The organism is Pseudomonas sp. VI4.1 (genome assembly GCF_002029345.1).
GTDB lineage: Bacteria > Pseudomonadota > Gammaproteobacteria > Pseudomonadales > Pseudomonadaceae > Aquipseudomonas.
The window spans coordinates 1-16454 of record NZ_MULM01000104.1; the positions used below are offsets into that span (position 1 = coordinate 1).

Below are 16454 nucleotides of genomic sequence, written 5' to 3' on the forward strand. Positions count from 1 at the left end.
CGCTCAGACTCACCACCGTCACAGTCGATGGGGTGTTTGGTTCCTCATCATGAGTTCCCAGTTCAACATTCCAGATAGACTCGTGGTTCATTTGAGCATCCATGCTCACCCTGAACTCCGGGCACACCGTAGGTGAAGTCCGATACCCAGAGCGCGTTTGGCCGCTCGGCGCGGAACTGGCGATTGACCTTGTCCAGCGGGCACGGAGTCGCCTTGTCGCTGACGGTGGTCTTGACCGGTTTGCCGCGTACGACGCCTTTGAGCCCCAGCCGACGCATCAGTCGCTCCACCGTACAGCGCGCCGCTACCACGCCTTCACGCCTGAGTTGGCGCCAGACCTTGCGCGCACCGTAGACGTGGAAGTTTCCGTCCCAGACCCGCTGGATATGCGTGCTCAACACATCGTCACGTCGTGCTCGCCGAGAGCGCCGCTCGGGGTCGGTCTGGCAGCGTGCATGCGCGTAGTAGGTCGATGGAGCGATCGGCAGCACCCGGCAGATCGGCTCGACTCCATAAACCGCACGGTGTTCGTCGATGAACATCTTCATGGCTTGAAGCGGCGGTCGAGCTCCGCCTGAGCAAAATATGCGGACGCCTTGCGCAGGATCTCGTTGGCCTGCCGCAACTCACGCACCTCACGCTCCAGGGACTTGATCCGCTCGCGTTCGCTGGTGGTCTGGCCTTCACGTTTGCCGCTGTCGCGTTCGGTCTGGCGCACCCAGCGGCGCAACGTTTCAGCAGTACAACCGATTTTGGCGGCAATCGAGCAGATCGCAGCCCACTCCGACTCATGGTCGTCCTGGTGCTCCACTACAAGCCGAACCGCCCGCTCACGGACTTCAGGGGAATACTTCGTCGATGATTTCATGGCTCCATCCTCTCAAGAGTTGGAGCCTCCGGGGAAGCCGGGGCGGTTCATCTCATTATTTACTCCCATATGTGGTTGACCTGATTGCAGAAAACGGATGCAGGAGTGCAAAAAGTGGCTATTTTCTGAGGGCCCAGGCTTTTAGTCTTTGTACTGTTGAAACAATAACAATGGGCCATGGCAATGAACCTGGGACTCGACTATCTGAGGCACTTGCCTGAAGACGGTGGGGCGTCTATCGCAAGCACTCACCACGTCCAATAGACAGCTGGCTAGCCAGCAAAGATCGGCTCCCCAAGATCAACGATTACTGTACCGGTATCCAAGAAAGCTGATCTCGATGGTGTGCATTGAGGTCGAGGGTCCATTCGTGCAGCAACATCACCCAGCAAATGAGTGAGTCATTCAAAAAAAGCGAGGGTAAGTAGCTGCCTGTTCTTTTGAGCATGCCTGAAGGGTGGATGAGTGCAGAGCACCCGGTCCGGTTTATTAGGCCGCGTTGCCCGACGGGGCGACGAGGTGGTTACAAGGCCGCCCACTTGCGGTGCCGGGCATTTGTGCGGCAAGGGCGGGGCATAAAACACTATAAAAAAACAACAAAAGAGTAAGCCAAACGATGAGCCAATATCCGAACGTAGTCCGTCTCCTGCTGTGCGCCACAACCAGCCTGCCGCTCAGCGTCCTGGCTGCCGAGGGCAGTTTTATCGAAGACAGCACAGCGACTTTGCAAGCGCGTAACTACTACTTCAGCCGCGACTTCTCCGGCATCGTCGGGCCGAACCAGCAGTCCAAGGCCGAGGAGTGGGCCCAGGGTTTTATCCTCAACGTCAAATCCGGCTACACCCCGGGGCAGGTCGGCTTCGGCGTCGACGCCATCGGCCTGCTCGGGCTCAAGCTCGACAGCAGCTCGGATCGGGTCAACACCGGCCTGTTGCCGGTAACCGACCAGGGCAGGGCGGCCGATGACTACAGCCGCCTGGGCGCGGCCCTGAAGGTCAGGGTGTCGAAGACCGAGCTGAAGATCGGCGAACAGCAATTGATGCTGCCGGTGTTGTACACCGTCGATACCCGCCTGTTGCCGATGACCTACCAGGGCGCCAGCATCGTCTCCAACGAGATCGCCGGTCTGACCCTGCAGGGCGGCCAGCTGCGCTCCACCAGCCTGCGCAACGAGGCCGGCGACGGGGAGCTGGGTGCCATGCTCGGTTTCGTCCCGCTGCGCAATGGCGGCGGGCAGATCACCACGGACCGCTTCAACTATGGCGGCGCCGACTACGCCTTCAACGCCAACCGCACCTCGGTCGGCGCCTGGTATGCCCAGCTGGAGGATATCTACAACCAGCGCCACTTCAGCCTCAAGCACAGTGAGCCGCTCGGCGACTGGGTGCTCGGTGCCAACCTGGGCTATTTCGACTCCGCCGAAGACGGCAAGCAACTGGCGGGCGAGATCGACAACCAGGCCTTTTACTCCCTGCTCTCGGCCAAGCATGGCGGGCATACCCTCTATCTCGGCTACCAGGCCATGTTCGGCGACCACGGCCTGCCACGGGTGTTCGCCAACGAAACCCCGCTGGGCAACGAGTTACCGACCTTCGCGTTCGACGCGGCCGACGAGCGTTCCTGGCAGGTGCGTTACGACTACGACTTCGCCGCCATGGGCGTGCCGGGTCTGGTCGCCGGGGTGCGCTACCTGACCGGCGACAACGTCGACACCGGCCGCGGCTTCGAGGGCAAGGAGTGGGAACGCGACCTGGACGTCGGTTACGTGGTGCAGAGCGGTTCGCTCAAGGGCCTGGGCGTGAAGGTACGCAACGTCATCGCGCGTTCCAACTACCGCACCGACATCGACGAGAACCGCCTGATCTTCAACTACACCTGGAACCTGCTGTAAGCCGCCGCCTCACGGCGGCCGGGCCGCCGGTAGGCGGGCCATAACCGACAACAACAGCATCGCAGTCCTGGAGAGTCATCATGAACAAGAATAAAGAAAGCCGTCCCACCGCCCACCGCCTGCTGGCCGGCGCCCTGCTCACCGCCCTGTGCGGTATGGCCCAGGCGGACGAGCCTATCAAGATTGGCCTTTTGATGTCCTACAGCGGCACATACGCCGCGCCAAGTGAAGCTACTACCAATGGTTTGAAGTTGGCTCTTGAGCAGTACGGCGACCAGCTTGGCGGGCGTCCAGTCGAGTACGTGGTGGTCGATGATGAGGCCAACCCAGGCAAGGCGGTGCAGAATATGCAGCGCCTGGTGTCCGGCGCCAACGTGGACGTGGTGGTTGGCCCGGTGCATTCTGGCGTTGGCATGGCCGCGGTCAAGGTCGCCCGGGAGACCGGCGTGCCGCTGATCATCCCCAACGCAGGCTTCAACGCGGCCACCGGCCTGCTGTGCGCGCCGAACATCTTCCGTACCTCCTTCAGCTCCTGGCAGACCGCCTACCCCATGGGTCAGGTGGCCGTCGACCGTGGTTACCAGAATGTCGTCACCCTGGCCTGGCGCTACGGTTTCGGCACCGAGTCGGTGGACGGCTTCAAGGAGGGCTTCGAACAGGCCGGTGGCAAGGTGCTCAAGGAGATCTATGTGCCCTTCCCGGAAGTGGAGTTCCAGGCCCAGCTCACCGAGATTGCCGCGCTCAAGCCGGACGCGGTGTTCGTATTCTTCGCCGGTGGCGGTGCCGCCAAGTTCGTCCAGGATTACGCGGCGGCCGGCCTGCAGGGCAAGATCCCGCTGCTCGGCTCGGGCTTCCTCACCGAGGGCACCCTGACGGCCCAGGGCCAGGCGGCCGAGGGCCTGCTGACTACCCTGCACTATGCCGAGAGTCTGGCAGCCGAGAAGAACCTGGCGTTCCGCGAGGCCTACCGGCAGAAGTTCGCCAAGGAGGCGGACGTCTACGCGGTGCAGGGATACGACACTGGCCTACTGCTGGCCCAGTCGCTGCAAACGGTGGGCGGCAACAGCCGTGACCGCCAAGCCTGGATCGCCGCGATGGAGCAGGCGCGGATCGACAGCCCGCGCGGTGAGTGGAGCTTTTCCAAGGCGCACAATCCGGTGCAGAACATCTACCTGCGCGAAGTGAAGGGCGGCACCAGCGTGGTGGTCGGTACCGCTGCCGAGGCGCTGTCCGATCCGGCACCGGGATGCAAAATGAACTGAGGAAGTGGGAAGTCTTCTTCCCCAGCCCCTCTCCTATATGAGGGAGAGGGGCGCTGCCCATGTCCGCCGCCATGGTGGGCGTCTGTCTCCCTTCGCACAGGTAGCTTCAATGGATTTCTCCACCTTGCTCATCCAAACCCTGAACGGTCTGCAGTACGGCCTGCTGCTGTTTCTGATCGCCAGCGGCCTGACCCTGATCTTCGGCATCATGCACATCATCAACCTGGCTCACGGCGCGCTCTATATGGTCGGCGCGTACCTGGTGTACTGGTTGACCGGACTGGTCGGCGATCTGTTTCTCGCCATCCTCCTCGGCGTGCCCATGGCGGCGGCGCTGGGGGTGCTGATCGAGCGCTTCCTGATCCAGGCGCTGTACCGCCGCGAGCACCTCGACCAGGTGTTGATGACCTTCGGCCTGATCATGGTCATCGACTCGCTGCGCAGCATCGTCTGGGGCAACGACGTGCACAGCGTGGCCATCCCGGCAGTGCTCAGCGGTTCGATCCAGCTCACCGAAACCCTCGACTACCCGGTGTACCGCCTGTTCATCTCCGCGGTGTGCGCGGCGATCGCCCTGGCCATGTACCTGGTCCTGCAACGCAGCCGCCTGGGCATGATCATCCGCGGCGGCTCGAGCAACCGCGAGATGGTCCAGTGCCTGGGCATCGATATCCGCCTGATCTACACCCTGGTGTTCGCCGCCGGTGCGGCGCTGACCGCCTTCGCCGGAATGATCGCCGCGCCGGTGTCCTCGGTGTATCCGGGCATGGGCAACCAGATCCTGATCATCGCCTTCGTGGTGGTGGTCATCGGCGGCCTGGGCTCGATTCGCGGGGCCTTTCTCGGCGCCTTGCTGGTCGGGCTGACCGCCACCTGGGGCGCGGTGCTGGTGCCGCAATACGCCGGCATGGCCGTGTACGTGCTGATGGCCGTGGTGCTGTTGTTCAAGCCGCGCGGGCTGTTCGCCTAATAACCATTTCGGGGATTTTCTCATGCACGCATTACCTCGCCCGATCCAGCTGCTGCTCGCGCTGTTTTTGCTGCTGATGGCCGCTTACCCGTTGTTCGGCGCAACGCTCGCCGGTGAACAGCACAACTTCTATCTCCAGCAGCTGACCAGCATCATGATCCTGGCCATTGTCGCCCTCGGCCTCGACCTGCTGGTCGGCGTCAGCGGCATGGTCAGCCTGGCCTCGGCGGCCTTCTTCGGCATGGCCGGTTATGCCCTGGTGCTGCTGGCCCCGGAATACGAAGCGCTGAGCATCTGGGTCGCCTTGCCGCTGTGCCTGGGCGTCAGCGCCCTGGCCGCACTCTTGATGGGGGTACTGATCATCCGCACCTCGGGGATCTTCTTCATCATGGTGACCATCGCCTTCTCGCAGATGCTCTATTACCTGTTCCACGATGCGTCCTTCGCCGGCGGTTCGGACGGCGCCTACCTGTTCATGAAACCCGAGGTGGCCATCGCCGGGGTGCAGTTGCTCGACCTGGAGAACCGCACCACCCTGTTCTATGTGGTGCTGGCCTCGCTGGCGCTGTTATTCGTCCTGCTGCGCACCTTCCTCCGTGCGCCCTTCGGCCGGGTACTGCTGGGCATCAAGGAGAACGAACAGCGGGTGCGGGCCATGGGCTTCAATCCGCTGTTCTACAAGCTGGCGGCCTTCGTCATCGCCGGCACCATCGCCGGTTACGCCGGCATGCTCTCGGCCACCCAGTACGGCTTCGTCAGCCCCGGCCAACTGAGCTGGCAGATGTCGGCGCATATCCTGGTGATGGTGATTCTCGGCGGCATGGGCAGCCTGTTCGGGCCGATTCTCGGCGCCTTCGCCTTCGAGGGCCTGCATCACTGGTTCGCCAGCCTGACCCCGCACTGGGAGCTGCCGATGGGCGTGGTGGTGATCGCCATGGTGCTGTTGCTGCCGCGCGGGATCGCCGGCCTGTTGCTGCAACTGGCGCAACGCAAATCGAGCAAGACCACCAAAGCGCCGCTGGCCGGCACGATCCAACAGGAGACCGAACAATGAGCGGATTGATTCTGGAAACCCGCGGCCTGAGCAAGCACTTTGGCGGGCTGCGCGCCGTCAGCGACATCAGTCTGCAGGTCGCACCGCGCGAGATCCACGCCATCATCGGCCCCAACGGCGCGGGCAAGAGCACTATGGTCAATCTGCTTTCCGGCCATCTGCGCCCCAGCAGCGGCCAGGTGATCTTCAATGGCCAGGACATCACCGGCCTGGCGCCGAACCAGGTCTCGCACCTGGGGGTGGGGCGCAGCTTTCAGCGCACCAATATCTTTCCCAGCTTCAGTTGCCTGGAAAACTGCCTGCTCGCCGCGCAGTCGCGGATGAAGAACTCCTTCCGTTTCTTTCGCCGCAGCGACAGCTACCCGCTGGTGCGCGAGCGCGCCGAGCAAGCCCTGCAGGCCTGCGGCCTGAGCAGCAAGGGCCACAGCACCGCCAGCTCCATGAGCTATGGCGAACAGCGTCAGCTGGAGATCGGCATGGTGCTGGCCACCGAGCCGAGCTTCCTGTTGCTGGATGAACCGATGGCCGGCATGGGCAAGGAGGAGTCGAGCCGGGTGGTCGAGCTGCTCGCCGAGTTGGCGCGCGACTACTCGCTGGTGCTGGTCGAGCACGACATGGACGCGGTGTTCAGCATCGCCAAGACCCTGACCGTGATGGTCAACGGGCAGATGCTGGCCAGCGGTCCGCTGGAGCAGGTGCGTAACGACCCTGCGGTGCAGGAAGCCTATCTGGGCGACGGCGAGGAGCAATTCTGATGAGCACGACAACGGCAGCAACCCCGCTGGTCGAAGTGCGCGGCCTGCACACCTTCTACGGCAACAGCCATGTGCTGCATGGCGTCGACCTGCACATTGCGCCAGGGGAAACCCTGGCCCTGCTCGGGCGCAACGGCGTGGGCAAGAGCACCACCATCCGCTCGCTGCTCGGCCTGACCCCGCCGCGCAGTGGCGAGGTGCGGATCAGGGGCGAGAACCTCACCGGCAGCGCTGCGCACCAGGTGATCCGCCGCGGCATCGGCTATGTGCCGGAAGGCCGCGGCATGTTCCCCAACCTGACGGTGCGCGAAAGCCTGGTGATGGCCGCGCGTCCCGGGCTGGACGGTCGCCGCGACTGGGTTCTTGAGCGGGTGCTGGCGACCTTTCCGCGCCTGGCCGAGCGTTTCGGCCACCTCACCGGCAATCTCTCCGGCGGTGAGCAGCAGATGGTCGCCATCGGCCGCGCGCTGATGACCAACCCCGAGCTGATCATCCTCGATGAGGCCACCGAAGGCCTGGCGCCGCTGATCCGCAAGGAAATCTGGGACGTGATCCGCCTGATCAAGGCCGGCGGCATCGCCACCCTGGTGGTCGACAAGAACGTCAACGTACTGCTCGACCTCACCGACCGCAGCATGATCATGGTCAAGGGCCGGGTAATCTATGACGGCCCCAGCCAGGAACTGAAGGGCCAGCCGGAAATCCTGCAGACCCATATCGGCCTGTAACCCGGCTGCCTGTAATCCCGATCAATGGCGTATTGAATGGGCGTCTTCCGTCTGCGCTGAGGAGGGCGCCACAATCCTGTGCCGAAACCTGGAAGAGAGCATTGATGAACCTGGATCAACCTGTGGGTGCACACCGCGCGCGGCAGAAAAATCTGGCCGTACTGCTGCTGCTCGGTAACCTGCTGGCCGGTAGCGCCCTCGCCGTACTCGGCGGCGGTCCGGTCGAGCAGGCCCAGGCCGTGTTGCTGGTGGTTTGTGGCCTGCTGGCTGGCGGCCTGTATCACAGCCTGCCGGCGCAGGCGCAGGTAGTCGAGCGGGGGGGGGGATCTGCGACTGGCCGCCGGCCGTGGCCGCGCCGTTGCCCGAGCGGGCGCTTGAGTCGCGGAAGATCGAAGTGCTGGCGCCGCGGGTCGATCCATTGTTGCGCCAGCACCAGCACGAGTTGCTGCGCGCCATCGAACAGAGCCAGGCCGACATGCACTTCGCCACCCAGTTGGCGCAGCAGTCCGGCAAGAAGGTGGCGAGCAGTGCCGGGGTCATTGGCGCGTGCCGACCACAAAGAAGGGGCGCGCAGGCGTCATGGCTCAGAACAAAAGCAGAGCCAAAGACCAAAATCATTTGGCCCTTGGTTGACTTGCGTCATGTCCGGCTAAGGCATATCGTGATACGCATGATGCGGGCGTAGCTTGGCCCTTGGCTCCGTTGTAACCCACGTTAATAAAAATAAGAGATGTGGACTATGAATGTTTGCTTATTGAACCAGAAAAGCCAGATTTTCGCCCATACCGACCCCTATGCAGTTTCCGACTACGTTAACCAGTATGTCGGTTCGCACTCTATTCGCCTGCTCAAGGGCCGGGACTCAAAAAGCAGCCTGAACCACCGAAACTTTGGCGGCCTCGACCTGTGTCGAATCAGCTATGGCGATAGTGTCAGGGTGACCTCGCCAGGCTTGGAAACCTGCTATCACCTGCAGCTATTGCTCAAGGGTCATTGCCTTTGGCGTGGCAATGGCTTGGAGCACTATTTTGCGCCAGGCGAACTATTGGTGATCAACCCGGATGACCGCGCGGAGCTGACTTATTCGGAGGAGTGCGAGAAATTCATTGTCAAATTGCCCTCGGTTATCATTGATAGCGCATGCAATGAGCTCAATTGGCAGAAGCCGAGTGGAGGTATCCGTTTCCCCCCCCGACATAGCCTGCAGCAGCTTAATGGCTTCATCAATCTAATCGGACTGGTTTGTGACGAAGCGGAACATAACATGTCGATGACCTTGGTGGCGGAGCACTACACGAAGATCATCGCTACCAAGCTGCTCGAGACGCTCAGCAGCAATGTCAGCCGCAAAGGCTTCGTCGAAGGCAACCCATGTTTCGAGCGAGTCGTTCAGTTCATTGAGGAAAATGTCAAACGGAGTATCAGCCTTGAGCAGTTAGCGGAGCTGGCGCTGATGAGCCCACGCTCCCTCTACAACATGTTCGAGAAGCATACCGGCACCACGCCCATGAATTACATTCGCAACCGCAAGCTTGAGTGTGTCCGTGCCTGCTTGAGCAATCCCACTACCAATATACGTAGTATCACTGAGGTGGCCCTAGACTACGGCTTCTTACATCTGGGACGTTTCGCCGAGAAATACAGGAGCACATTCGGCGAGCTGCCTTCCGACACCCTGAGTCGACACAAGATGAAGTGCATCGATTCAAGGGAGTCTAGCCTGTCCTCGCTCTTTTGACTGGCTGCTTGTCGGACTTGAGCCCCGCCGTCAGGTAGAGCATCAGATTTTTTTAAAAACCATCGATCACCTCCCTGCCGTTGTCGAGACAGCGCACCAGGGCCGTCCAGCGCTTGAGGCTGTGGTCAAGCGCCTTGGAGATGGCCGTGCCTTCATGGATGCGCTCGCGCTGGGCGAGCATCCAGGTGTGCAGGGTATCGTCGAGAGGTCTGGCCTGTGCGTGGCGTATTCGCGTCGCTCGTCAGGCGGCAGTCACGCACCTCGCGCTCGATGGCGTACAGCTGACCGATATTGGTGCAGGGCCTGTCCGGCCAGCGGGCTCTGGTTGGCCACGTGCAGGCTGTAGAACTCGCGCCGGGCGTGGGCCGCGGGCCATACAGCCGATTTTGGTCACGCCTTCCCCTGCTCGAAGCAGAACTTGTAGGCGGCGAAGTCATCACAGACCAGCTGGCCTCTCCAGTCACCGAGGAAGGCACGGGCATGCTCGCCGGCTCGGCTGGGACTGAAGTCATAGACTATGGCGCGCAGCTCGGCGAACGCGCTGGCAGCATAGGCCACACGTAAACCCGCTGCGTCTTCTTCATGCCGGGCGCAAGCATTTGCACCGGGGTTTCATCGGTCGTGGTAGGGACGGCAGTTACCTGCCGCCCTCCGCTCAGATCCGTACGTGCGGGATAACCGCATAGGGCTCCTGCCTCGGGGTATGTGACGCAAAGAGATCCTCAGGATAACGATGTGCGTTTCCGGGTTTAGGTATGTAGTAGAGGTCAACGAGGCGCCCTTAACATGACCATTGATATTTGAAAGCTTGCCGTCCTAGCTAGACGGCAGACCGCCGAACGAAAACCACCAAGACGTATCAGGTTCCCCGGCGCCGCGTGGCAATTGAAGAAACGCGTTTCGGCAACCGGCTCATCTGCCTCATCAGACAACTCGGCGGTTGACATCAGGATATTCTGACAAAATCAGGAAGTCTTTTTCAGAGTTTCCTTAGGCACCATTACCCTACGCAGGCTGTCACGCTCGAGTAGCCAAGACGCGATGAATGCGAACACGAGACCCCAAAACGGAGCGCCTATATTCAGAATTGGTACACCGGCCACCGACACCACAAAGGCGACCAGAGCACCAAGCGGACACTCGCCGCAAAAGGCGCCTTGGAAAGCGCCCTGCAACGCCCGGATCATGGCCAGTCCGCCGATTAGCCCAATCAAGGCCAGCGGCACCGCCAACGCAACGGCTGTTGCGACCGGTGCAAAAAGGCCAAAAATAATCATTAAGACAGCGAAGACCATGCCGCCGATCCACTGCCGATGCTGCGCGCCGCTGGAGACGAGAATCGCGTTGGTCGGCCCGGTAAGACAGGCGGGCACCGAACCGACCACCGCGAACAGCATCGAGCCCAGCCCGGACCCCACCGTAACGGCCTTCACAGGCGGTGGGTGATCGACCTGCTGCAGTACCACAAAGCCCTGTGCGTTCTGAATGCCCAGCACAGTTATCATGAGCGGAATGACCATCTCTACCAGAGCCTGCAGCGAGAACTCTGGCATGTACATAATAGGACGCGCTAGGAGCGTTGGCACCACGCCCAGTGGCGCGATGCCGCCCGTAGTCCAAGCTACCGCGCCACCGGCGAGCAGCGCGGCCAGCACCGGCGCAGTCGGCTCCCTAGCGCTGGCAAGACGGAGAAGAGCATGAATACTCCGAGGCTTACGGTGGCGAGCAGCGCGTTACTGGTAAACGCGGTGACAACTTTAACTCCCAGCGGCAGGAAAACGCCGGCGACCATGCCCATGACGATGGGTATTGGAATGCGGCGCATCACACAGTTAATGAGCCCGCTCCAGCCGAGTAATGTGATGAGTAGAGCAGTTACCCAGTAGGCCCCAATGACTTCCGCAAAGCTCAGGTGGTCGAGCGCCGACGGCAGCAGCAGCGCGCCCGGGATCGTCCAGGCCATCCCTAGCGGCTGCCGGTATCGCCAGCAAAAGTACAGGCTCAGCACCCCACTGAGACCGTAGGCACCGAAGATCCAGGAGGCGAGATCTACATCGCTCAGACCTCCATCACGGCCCACCATGATAAGGATAGCCAAGGGACCCGTCACCCCGAAAAGAAAGGCAGTGATGCCGTTGCTAAGAGCGTGACTATCGAGGCGATTCGACCTGGCTTCTTCAGCACTACCCGCGGTATTCCTTTCCTCTGTTTGCAAAGTCTTTCCTCCGTCAGTAAGAACCTCCCGGAAAAGCCTAGGGATGGTCTGAAGTAGTCAGGTATTTCTGGCTGACTCCAGCCCTTGCCGATTTCAAAACGGTGATTCGGCTAAAAAACGATCAAATCATCCCCTCTTTCCGGATTTATAGCCGGCGCGAGCACCTCGCGCCGGCCATTTCCCGCATTACAGACGCACCTCTCCTGCATTCGTCAGCAAATGTCGGCGCGCCATCCACAGGTTCGACAGCGCGAACAGTGTCACCAACTGCGCGGTGTTCTTCGCCAGGCCACGGAAGCGTGTCTTCACGTAGCCGAATTGGCGCTTGATCACCCGGAACGGGTGCTCGACTTTGGCGCGCACTTGGGCCTTGGATTTCTCGATCTTGCGCTTGGCTTTGTACAGCGCACTGCGCTTACTCAGCTTCTTGTACATACTGCGGCGGGCCGCAATCTGCCAGATCACCTCCCGGCCTTCAGTTCGGTCTGCGACAGGCGCACCTTTAGCGCCGCTCCAAGGCGGCTGAAGTCATCGACCGCCTCGTCGCTATCCAGGGGTAGCAAGCCGGTATTCACCCTCTCGCGGCTACTGTCGAGTTTAATGCCCAGCATTCACAGCAGGTCGACGCCGAAACCGACTGTGCCCTGGGTGTAGCCAGAATTCACTCTGAGAATGAAGCCCTGCGCCCACTCTTCGGCCTTGGACTGCTGGTTGGGGCCCTCAATGTCCGAGAAATCCCGACTGAAATAATAGTTGCGCGCTTGCAGCGTCGCCGTGGTGTCTTCGATGAAACCGCCTTCAGCGGCTAGGGTACTGAGCGGCAGACTGGCGCTCACACACACCAGCAGACGGGTTAGGTTCGGATATTGCTTCATTTTTGACTCGCTCTTTTTTATTGTTTTTTGGAAAGCATATATATGCCACATATTTCCCGCCCACAATTCTCCGTACCGCAAGTGGGCGGCCTTGAAACCACCTCGCTACCCAGACAGGCAACTCGGCGTAACAAACGGACCAGCCGCTCTGCACTTTTCCTCGCTTCAGGCATGCTTAAAATAACAGGCAGTCACTTGCCCGCGCTCTTTGTGGCCGCGTCCCAATGCAGGTCTGGTTCCTCGACCCGAAGTGCCCTTGGGCATCTCCACTTCAGCGTCTGACCTTGCTGGCCAGTTCGCCGCCGATACCGAAGTGGCCCTTGGCCATCTCCGTGATAATCACTCGCACGCTGGTCAGCGGCGCATCCAGGGAGCGCGATATGGCCTCGCTGACCTCACGGATGAGGGTTTCCTTCTGCTCGTCGTTGCGGCCTTCAAGAATGTGGATCTGGGCAATGGGCATGTTGTGCCTCCTGAATAAGAAGGCGCCCGGGCAGGGCGGCCGAATGGCTCAGATGAAGCGCGCGGAGACGCTGCCAAGCCCCTGATAGCGCACGGTGATGTTGTCGCCCGGCTCCACCGATACCGCAGCCGTGATGCCACCGGTCATGATGAAGGTGCCGGCCGGTATGTGTTCGCCGCGCTCTGCCAGCAGGTTGGCGAGCATCGCCACGCTGGACAGGGGATGACCGAGCACCGCGGCACCGGCGCCGAGCTCCACCACCTCGCCGTTCTTCTCCATCACCACGCCGAGGGTGCGCAGGTCGACCTCCTCGAGGCTGGCCATGCGGCCGCCGGTGATGAAGCGCGTCGAGGAAGCGTTGTCCGCCACCACGCTAATCAGGTCGAACTTGAAGTTCTCGTAGCGCGAATCGATCACCTCGACGGTCGGGATCACGTAGTCGACCGCCGCGATGACGTCGCCGATATGGCAGCCCGGGCCTGTCAGCGGCGCCTTGGTGACCACCGAGATTTCCGCCTCGATCTTCGGGTGGATCAGCTTCGAGCAATCCACGGTGCCGCCGTCCGGCACGCTGAAGTAGTCGGCCAGGAAGCCATAGATGGGCGTTTCCACGCCCATCTGCGCCATCTTCGCCCAGGAGGTCAGGCCCATCTTCAGGCCGACGGTCCGGTTGCCGCGCGCTTCCTTGCGCCGGCGAATCTCCCACTGGATGTCGTAGGCGTCAGCGAAGGTCATCTGCGGATAGTCGTTGGTGACCTTGTGGATGTCGTGGGCCTGCAGTTCGGCGTTTTCCACGTGCTCGGCCAGGACCAGCACCTGTTCGCGGGTCAATGTACGGTTCATGCATGTTGCTCCTTGCGAGTTGCCAGCAGGTCGAGCGCGACGTCGACGATCATGTCTTCCTGGCCGCCGACCATGCGGCGCCTGCCCAGTTCTACGAGGATGTCGAGCGTCTTCAGTCCATACTTCGCGGCTGCCACCTCGGCGTGGCGCAGGAAGCTGGAGTAGACCCCGGCATAACCCAGGCCGAGGGTTTCGCGATCGACCCTCACCGGACGGTCCTGCAACGGCCGGACGATATCGTCGGCGGCGTCCATCAGTGCGTACAGGTCGGTGCCGTGGTTCCAGCCCATGCGCTCGGCCGCGGCGATGAATACTTCCAGCGGCGCGTTGCCGGCGCCGGCGCCCATGCCTGCCAGCGAGGCGTCGATGCGATCGCAGCCCTCCTCCACCGCGATGATGGAGTTGGCCACGCCGAGACTGAGGTTGTGGTGGGCGTGCATGCCGGTCTGGGTTTCCGGGTTCAGCGCCGCCTTGAAGGCGCGCATGCGGTCGCGGATGTCGTTCATGTTCATCGCGCCGCCGGAGTCGGCCATGTAGATGCACTGTGCGCCGTAGCTTTCCATCAGCTTGCCCTGCGCCGCCAGCTGTTCGGCAGGGATCATGTGGCTCATCATCAGGAAGCCGACGGTGTCCATGCCCAGTTCACGGGCATACTCGATGTGCTGTCGCGAGACATCCGCCTCGGTGCAGTGGGTGGCCACGCGCACCGAGCGGGCGCCGGCGTCATAGGCGGCTTTCAGGTCATGCACGGTGCCGATGCCAGGTAGCAGCAGCACGGTGATCCGGGCGTGCTGGATCACATCGGCGGCGGCCTCGATCCACTCCAGGTCGCTGTGCGCACCGAAACCGTAGTTGAAGCTGGAACCCTGCAGGCCATCGCCGTGGGTCACCTCGATGGAGTCGACGCGGGCCTTGTCCAGCGCGCGGGCGATGTCCTGGACGTTCTGGATCGAATACTGGTGGCGGATCGCATGGCTGCCGTCGCGCAGGGTCACGTCGGAGATATAGAGTTTCTTGCCGGGGTTGAAGGTCATGGCTCGGTCCTCATGCGTTCAGCAGCGACTGCGCCATGCGTTCGGCGGTAGCCAGCGCGGCGGAGGTCATGATGTCGAGGTTGCCGGCGTAGGCCGGCAAGTAGTGGGCGGCACCTTCGACTTCGAGATAGATCGAGGTTTTCAGGCCACTGAATGTGCCGAGCCCAGGGATATGCAGCGGCGCGGATGCGGGAATCATGTCGAACTGCACCTTCTGCTTGAGGCGGTAGCCCGGCACGTAGGCCTGCACGGCGCTGGCCATCTCCTCGATGCTGGCCTCGACCTGTGCCTGGTCGACGGCCTCGGACAGCACGAACACCGTGTCACGCATGATCAACGGCGGCTCGGCCGGGTTCATGATGATGATCGCCTTGCCCTTGGCCGCGCCGCCGATCACTTCGATGGCCTTGCTGGTAGTCTCGGTGAACTCGTCGATGTTGGCGCGGGTCCCGGGGCCGGCGGATTTGCTGGCGATGGAGGCGACGATCTCGGCGTAATGGACCTTGGCCACACGCGACACCGCGGCCACCATCGGGATGGTGGCCTGGCCGCCGCAGGTGACCATGTTGACGTTGAGCTTGGCAAGGTGCTCTTCCAGATTCACCACTGGCACGCAGTAGGGGCCGATGGCCGCCGGGGTCAGGTCGATCAAGCGGATGCCGGGTTTGGCACGACGCAGCAAGGCATCGTTCCGTACGTGGGCAGAGGCGCTGGTGGCATCGAAGACGAAATCGATGTCGGCGAATTCGGGCAGGTTGATCAATCCTTCGACACCTTCGTGGGTGGTCGCCACACCCATGCGCTGGGCGCGGGCCAGGCCATCGGAGGCCGGGTCGATGCCCACCATCGCGCCCATTTCCAGATGCTCTGCGTTGCGCATCACCTTGATCATCAGATCCGTACCGATGTTGCCCGGGCCGATGATCGCTACTTTGAGTTTCTTGCTCATCAGGCTGTCCTCGATCAGATGAAGCGCACGCTGGCGCTGCCGATGCCGCCGATCTCGACGCGCATGAAATCGCCTGCCTTGACCGGCTCCAGCGGAACCAGCGAGCCGGACAGGATCACCTCGCCGGCCTTCAGGCCGATGCCGAACCGGCCGAGGGTGTTGGCCAGCCAGGCCACGCAGTTGACCGGCGAGCCGAGCGCCGCGGCACCGGCACCGGTCGAGAGCAGCTGGCCGTTCTTTTCCACCAGCATGCCGCAGGTGACCAGATCGACCTGGCGCGGCGACACGGCCTGGTCACCGAGCACGAACAGGCCGCAGGAGGCGTTGTCCGCTACTGTGTCCTCGATCTTGATTTTCCAGTCGCGGATGCGCGAGTCGACGATCTCGAAGCAGGGCATCACGCACTCGGTGGCGGCCAGCACGTCGGCGTTGGTCACGCCGGGGCCGATCAGGTCTTTTTTCAGGATGAAGGCGATCTCGCCCTCGGCCTTGGGCTGCATCAGCAACTGGCTGATCGGCATGGCCTCGCCGCTGTTGAACACCATCGCGTCGGTGAGGTAGCCGAAGTCCGGTTGGTGCACGCCGAGCATGTTCTGCACGGCCTTGCTGGTAACGCCGATCTTCTTGCCAATCACCCGCTCACCGGCGGCCAAGCGCCGTTCCAGCATACGCAAGGAAATGTGGTAGGCGTCATCGACGCTGATGTCGAAGCCACGGCTGGTCAGCGGCGTGACGGTCTCGCGCTGGACCATCGCCTGGTAGAGCTCGTCGCCGAGCTCGTTGATCAATGTCTTGTCCATATTGGTCTC

Annotated in this window: 15 protein-coding genes, 4 pseudogenes and 1 other annotated feature; of the genes and pseudogenes, 8 read left to right on the top strand and 11 right to left on the bottom strand. The window is 61.9% G+C overall.

The window, feature by feature from the left end:
- Positions 1-128: 128 nt before the first annotated feature.
- Positions 129-868, bottom strand: a pseudogene (locus tag BZ163_RS05500) (IS3 family transposase); the annotation flags it as partial.
- Positions 474-590: a sequence feature (AL1L pseudoknot), on the bottom strand. Its footprint overlaps the pseudogene before it by 117 nt.
- Before the next feature lie 616 nt (positions 869-1484).
- Between BZ163_RS05500 and BZ163_RS05505 the strand changes: the two are divergent.
- From BZ163_RS05505 to BZ163_RS05540, 8 genes are all read left to right on the top strand, one after another.
- Entirely contained in the window at positions 1485-2759 is a 1275-nt protein-coding gene (locus tag BZ163_RS05505) for an OprD family porin (RefSeq protein ID WP_128870094.1), read from the top strand.
- Between the two features lie 80 nt (positions 2760-2839).
- Positions 2840-4021 carry an ABC transporter substrate-binding protein gene (locus BZ163_RS05510; protein WP_128870095.1) on the top strand — a complete coding sequence of 394 codons (1182 nt, stop codon included), beginning with the start codon at positions 2840-2842 and terminating at the stop codon, positions 4019-4021.
- Between the two features lie 109 nt (positions 4022-4130).
- Positions 4131-4991, top strand: a complete 861-nt coding sequence (locus BZ163_RS05515) for a branched-chain amino acid ABC transporter permease (protein WP_128870096.1) — start codon at positions 4131-4133, stop codon at positions 4989-4991.
- Positions 4992-5013: 22 nt separating this feature from the next.
- Positions 5014-6045: a branched-chain amino acid ABC transporter permease gene (locus BZ163_RS05520; protein WP_128870097.1), complete on the top strand. Its 1032-nt coding sequence runs from the start codon at positions 5014-5016 to the stop codon at positions 6043-6045.
- Positions 6042-6800: an ABC transporter ATP-binding protein gene (locus BZ163_RS05525; RefSeq protein ID WP_128870098.1), complete on the top strand. Its 759-nt coding sequence runs from the start codon at positions 6042-6044 to the stop codon at positions 6798-6800. The genes BZ163_RS05520 and BZ163_RS05525 overlap by 4 nt, the downstream gene beginning before the upstream one ends.
- Positions 6800-7528: an ABC transporter ATP-binding protein gene (locus BZ163_RS05530; RefSeq protein WP_128870099.1), complete on the top strand. Its 729-nt coding sequence runs from the start codon at positions 6800-6802 to the stop codon at positions 7526-7528. The genes BZ163_RS05525 and BZ163_RS05530 overlap by 1 nt, the downstream gene beginning before the upstream one ends.
- Positions 7529-7874: 346 nt before the next feature.
- Positions 7875-8213 carry a hypothetical protein gene (locus BZ163_RS05535; RefSeq protein ID WP_128870100.1) on the top strand — a complete coding sequence of 113 codons (339 nt, stop codon included), beginning with the start codon at positions 7875-7877 and terminating at the stop codon, positions 8211-8213.
- A gap of 54 nt (positions 8214-8267) precedes the next feature.
- Positions 8268-9266, top strand: a complete 999-nt coding sequence (locus tag BZ163_RS05540) for an AraC family transcriptional regulator (RefSeq protein WP_128870101.1) — start codon at positions 8268-8270, stop codon at positions 9264-9266.
- A gap of 61 nt (positions 9267-9327) precedes the next feature.
- Here the strand turns inward: BZ163_RS05540 and BZ163_RS35420 are convergent.
- The 10 genes and pseudogenes from BZ163_RS35420 to dmpE all read right to left on the bottom strand — a co-directional run.
- A pseudogene (locus BZ163_RS35420) lies at positions 9328-9883 on the bottom strand (IS66 family transposase); the annotation flags it as partial.
- Positions 9884-10231: 348 nt separating this feature from the next.
- The gene (locus BZ163_RS35425) at positions 10232-10921 is read right to left on the bottom strand and encodes a benzoate/H(+) symporter BenE family transporter (RefSeq protein WP_256578948.1); all 690 of its coding nucleotides are present in this window, start codon (positions 10919-10921) and stop codon (positions 10232-10234) included.
- Positions 10888-11481, bottom strand: coding sequence for a benzoate/H(+) symporter BenE family transporter (locus BZ163_RS35430; protein WP_256578949.1), 594 nt, complete (start codon positions 11479-11481; stop codon positions 10888-10890). Before BZ163_RS35430 ends, BZ163_RS35425 begins: the two co-directional genes overlap by 34 nt.
- A gap of 186 nt (positions 11482-11667) precedes the next feature.
- Positions 11668-11961: pseudogene (locus BZ163_RS05570) on the bottom strand (transposase); the annotation flags it as partial.
- A pseudogene (locus BZ163_RS05575) lies at positions 11949-12356 on the bottom strand (OprD family outer membrane porin); the annotation flags it as partial. The pseudogenes BZ163_RS05570 and BZ163_RS05575, both read right to left, overlap by 13 nt.
- Positions 12357-12627: 271 nt before the next feature.
- The gene (locus BZ163_RS05580) at positions 12628-12819 is read right to left on the bottom strand and encodes a 2-hydroxymuconate tautomerase (protein ID WP_003454301.1); all 192 of its coding nucleotides are present in this window, start codon (positions 12817-12819) and stop codon (positions 12628-12630) included.
- Positions 12820-12867: 48 nt separating this feature from the next.
- Positions 12868-13662 carry a 2-oxo-3-hexenedioate decarboxylase gene (gene dmpH / locus BZ163_RS05585; RefSeq protein ID WP_128870102.1) on the bottom strand — a complete coding sequence of 265 codons (795 nt, stop codon included), beginning with the start codon at positions 13660-13662 and terminating at the stop codon, positions 12868-12870.
- Positions 13659-14696, bottom strand: coding sequence for a 4-hydroxy-2-oxovalerate aldolase (dmpG, locus tag BZ163_RS05590; protein WP_004574815.1), 1038 nt, complete (start codon positions 14694-14696; stop codon positions 13659-13661). The genes dmpH and dmpG overlap by 4 nt, the downstream gene beginning before the upstream one ends.
- 10 nt (positions 14697-14706) lie before the next feature.
- Positions 14707-15645: an acetaldehyde dehydrogenase (acetylating) gene (locus BZ163_RS05595; RefSeq protein ID WP_004574816.1), complete on the bottom strand. Its 939-nt coding sequence runs from the start codon at positions 15643-15645 to the stop codon at positions 14707-14709.
- 14 nt (positions 15646-15659) lie between these two features.
- Positions 15660-16445, bottom strand: coding sequence for a 2-oxopent-4-enoate hydratase (gene dmpE, locus BZ163_RS05600; RefSeq protein ID WP_128870103.1), 786 nt, complete (start codon positions 16443-16445; stop codon positions 15660-15662).
- Positions 16446-16454 lie beyond the last annotated feature (9 nt).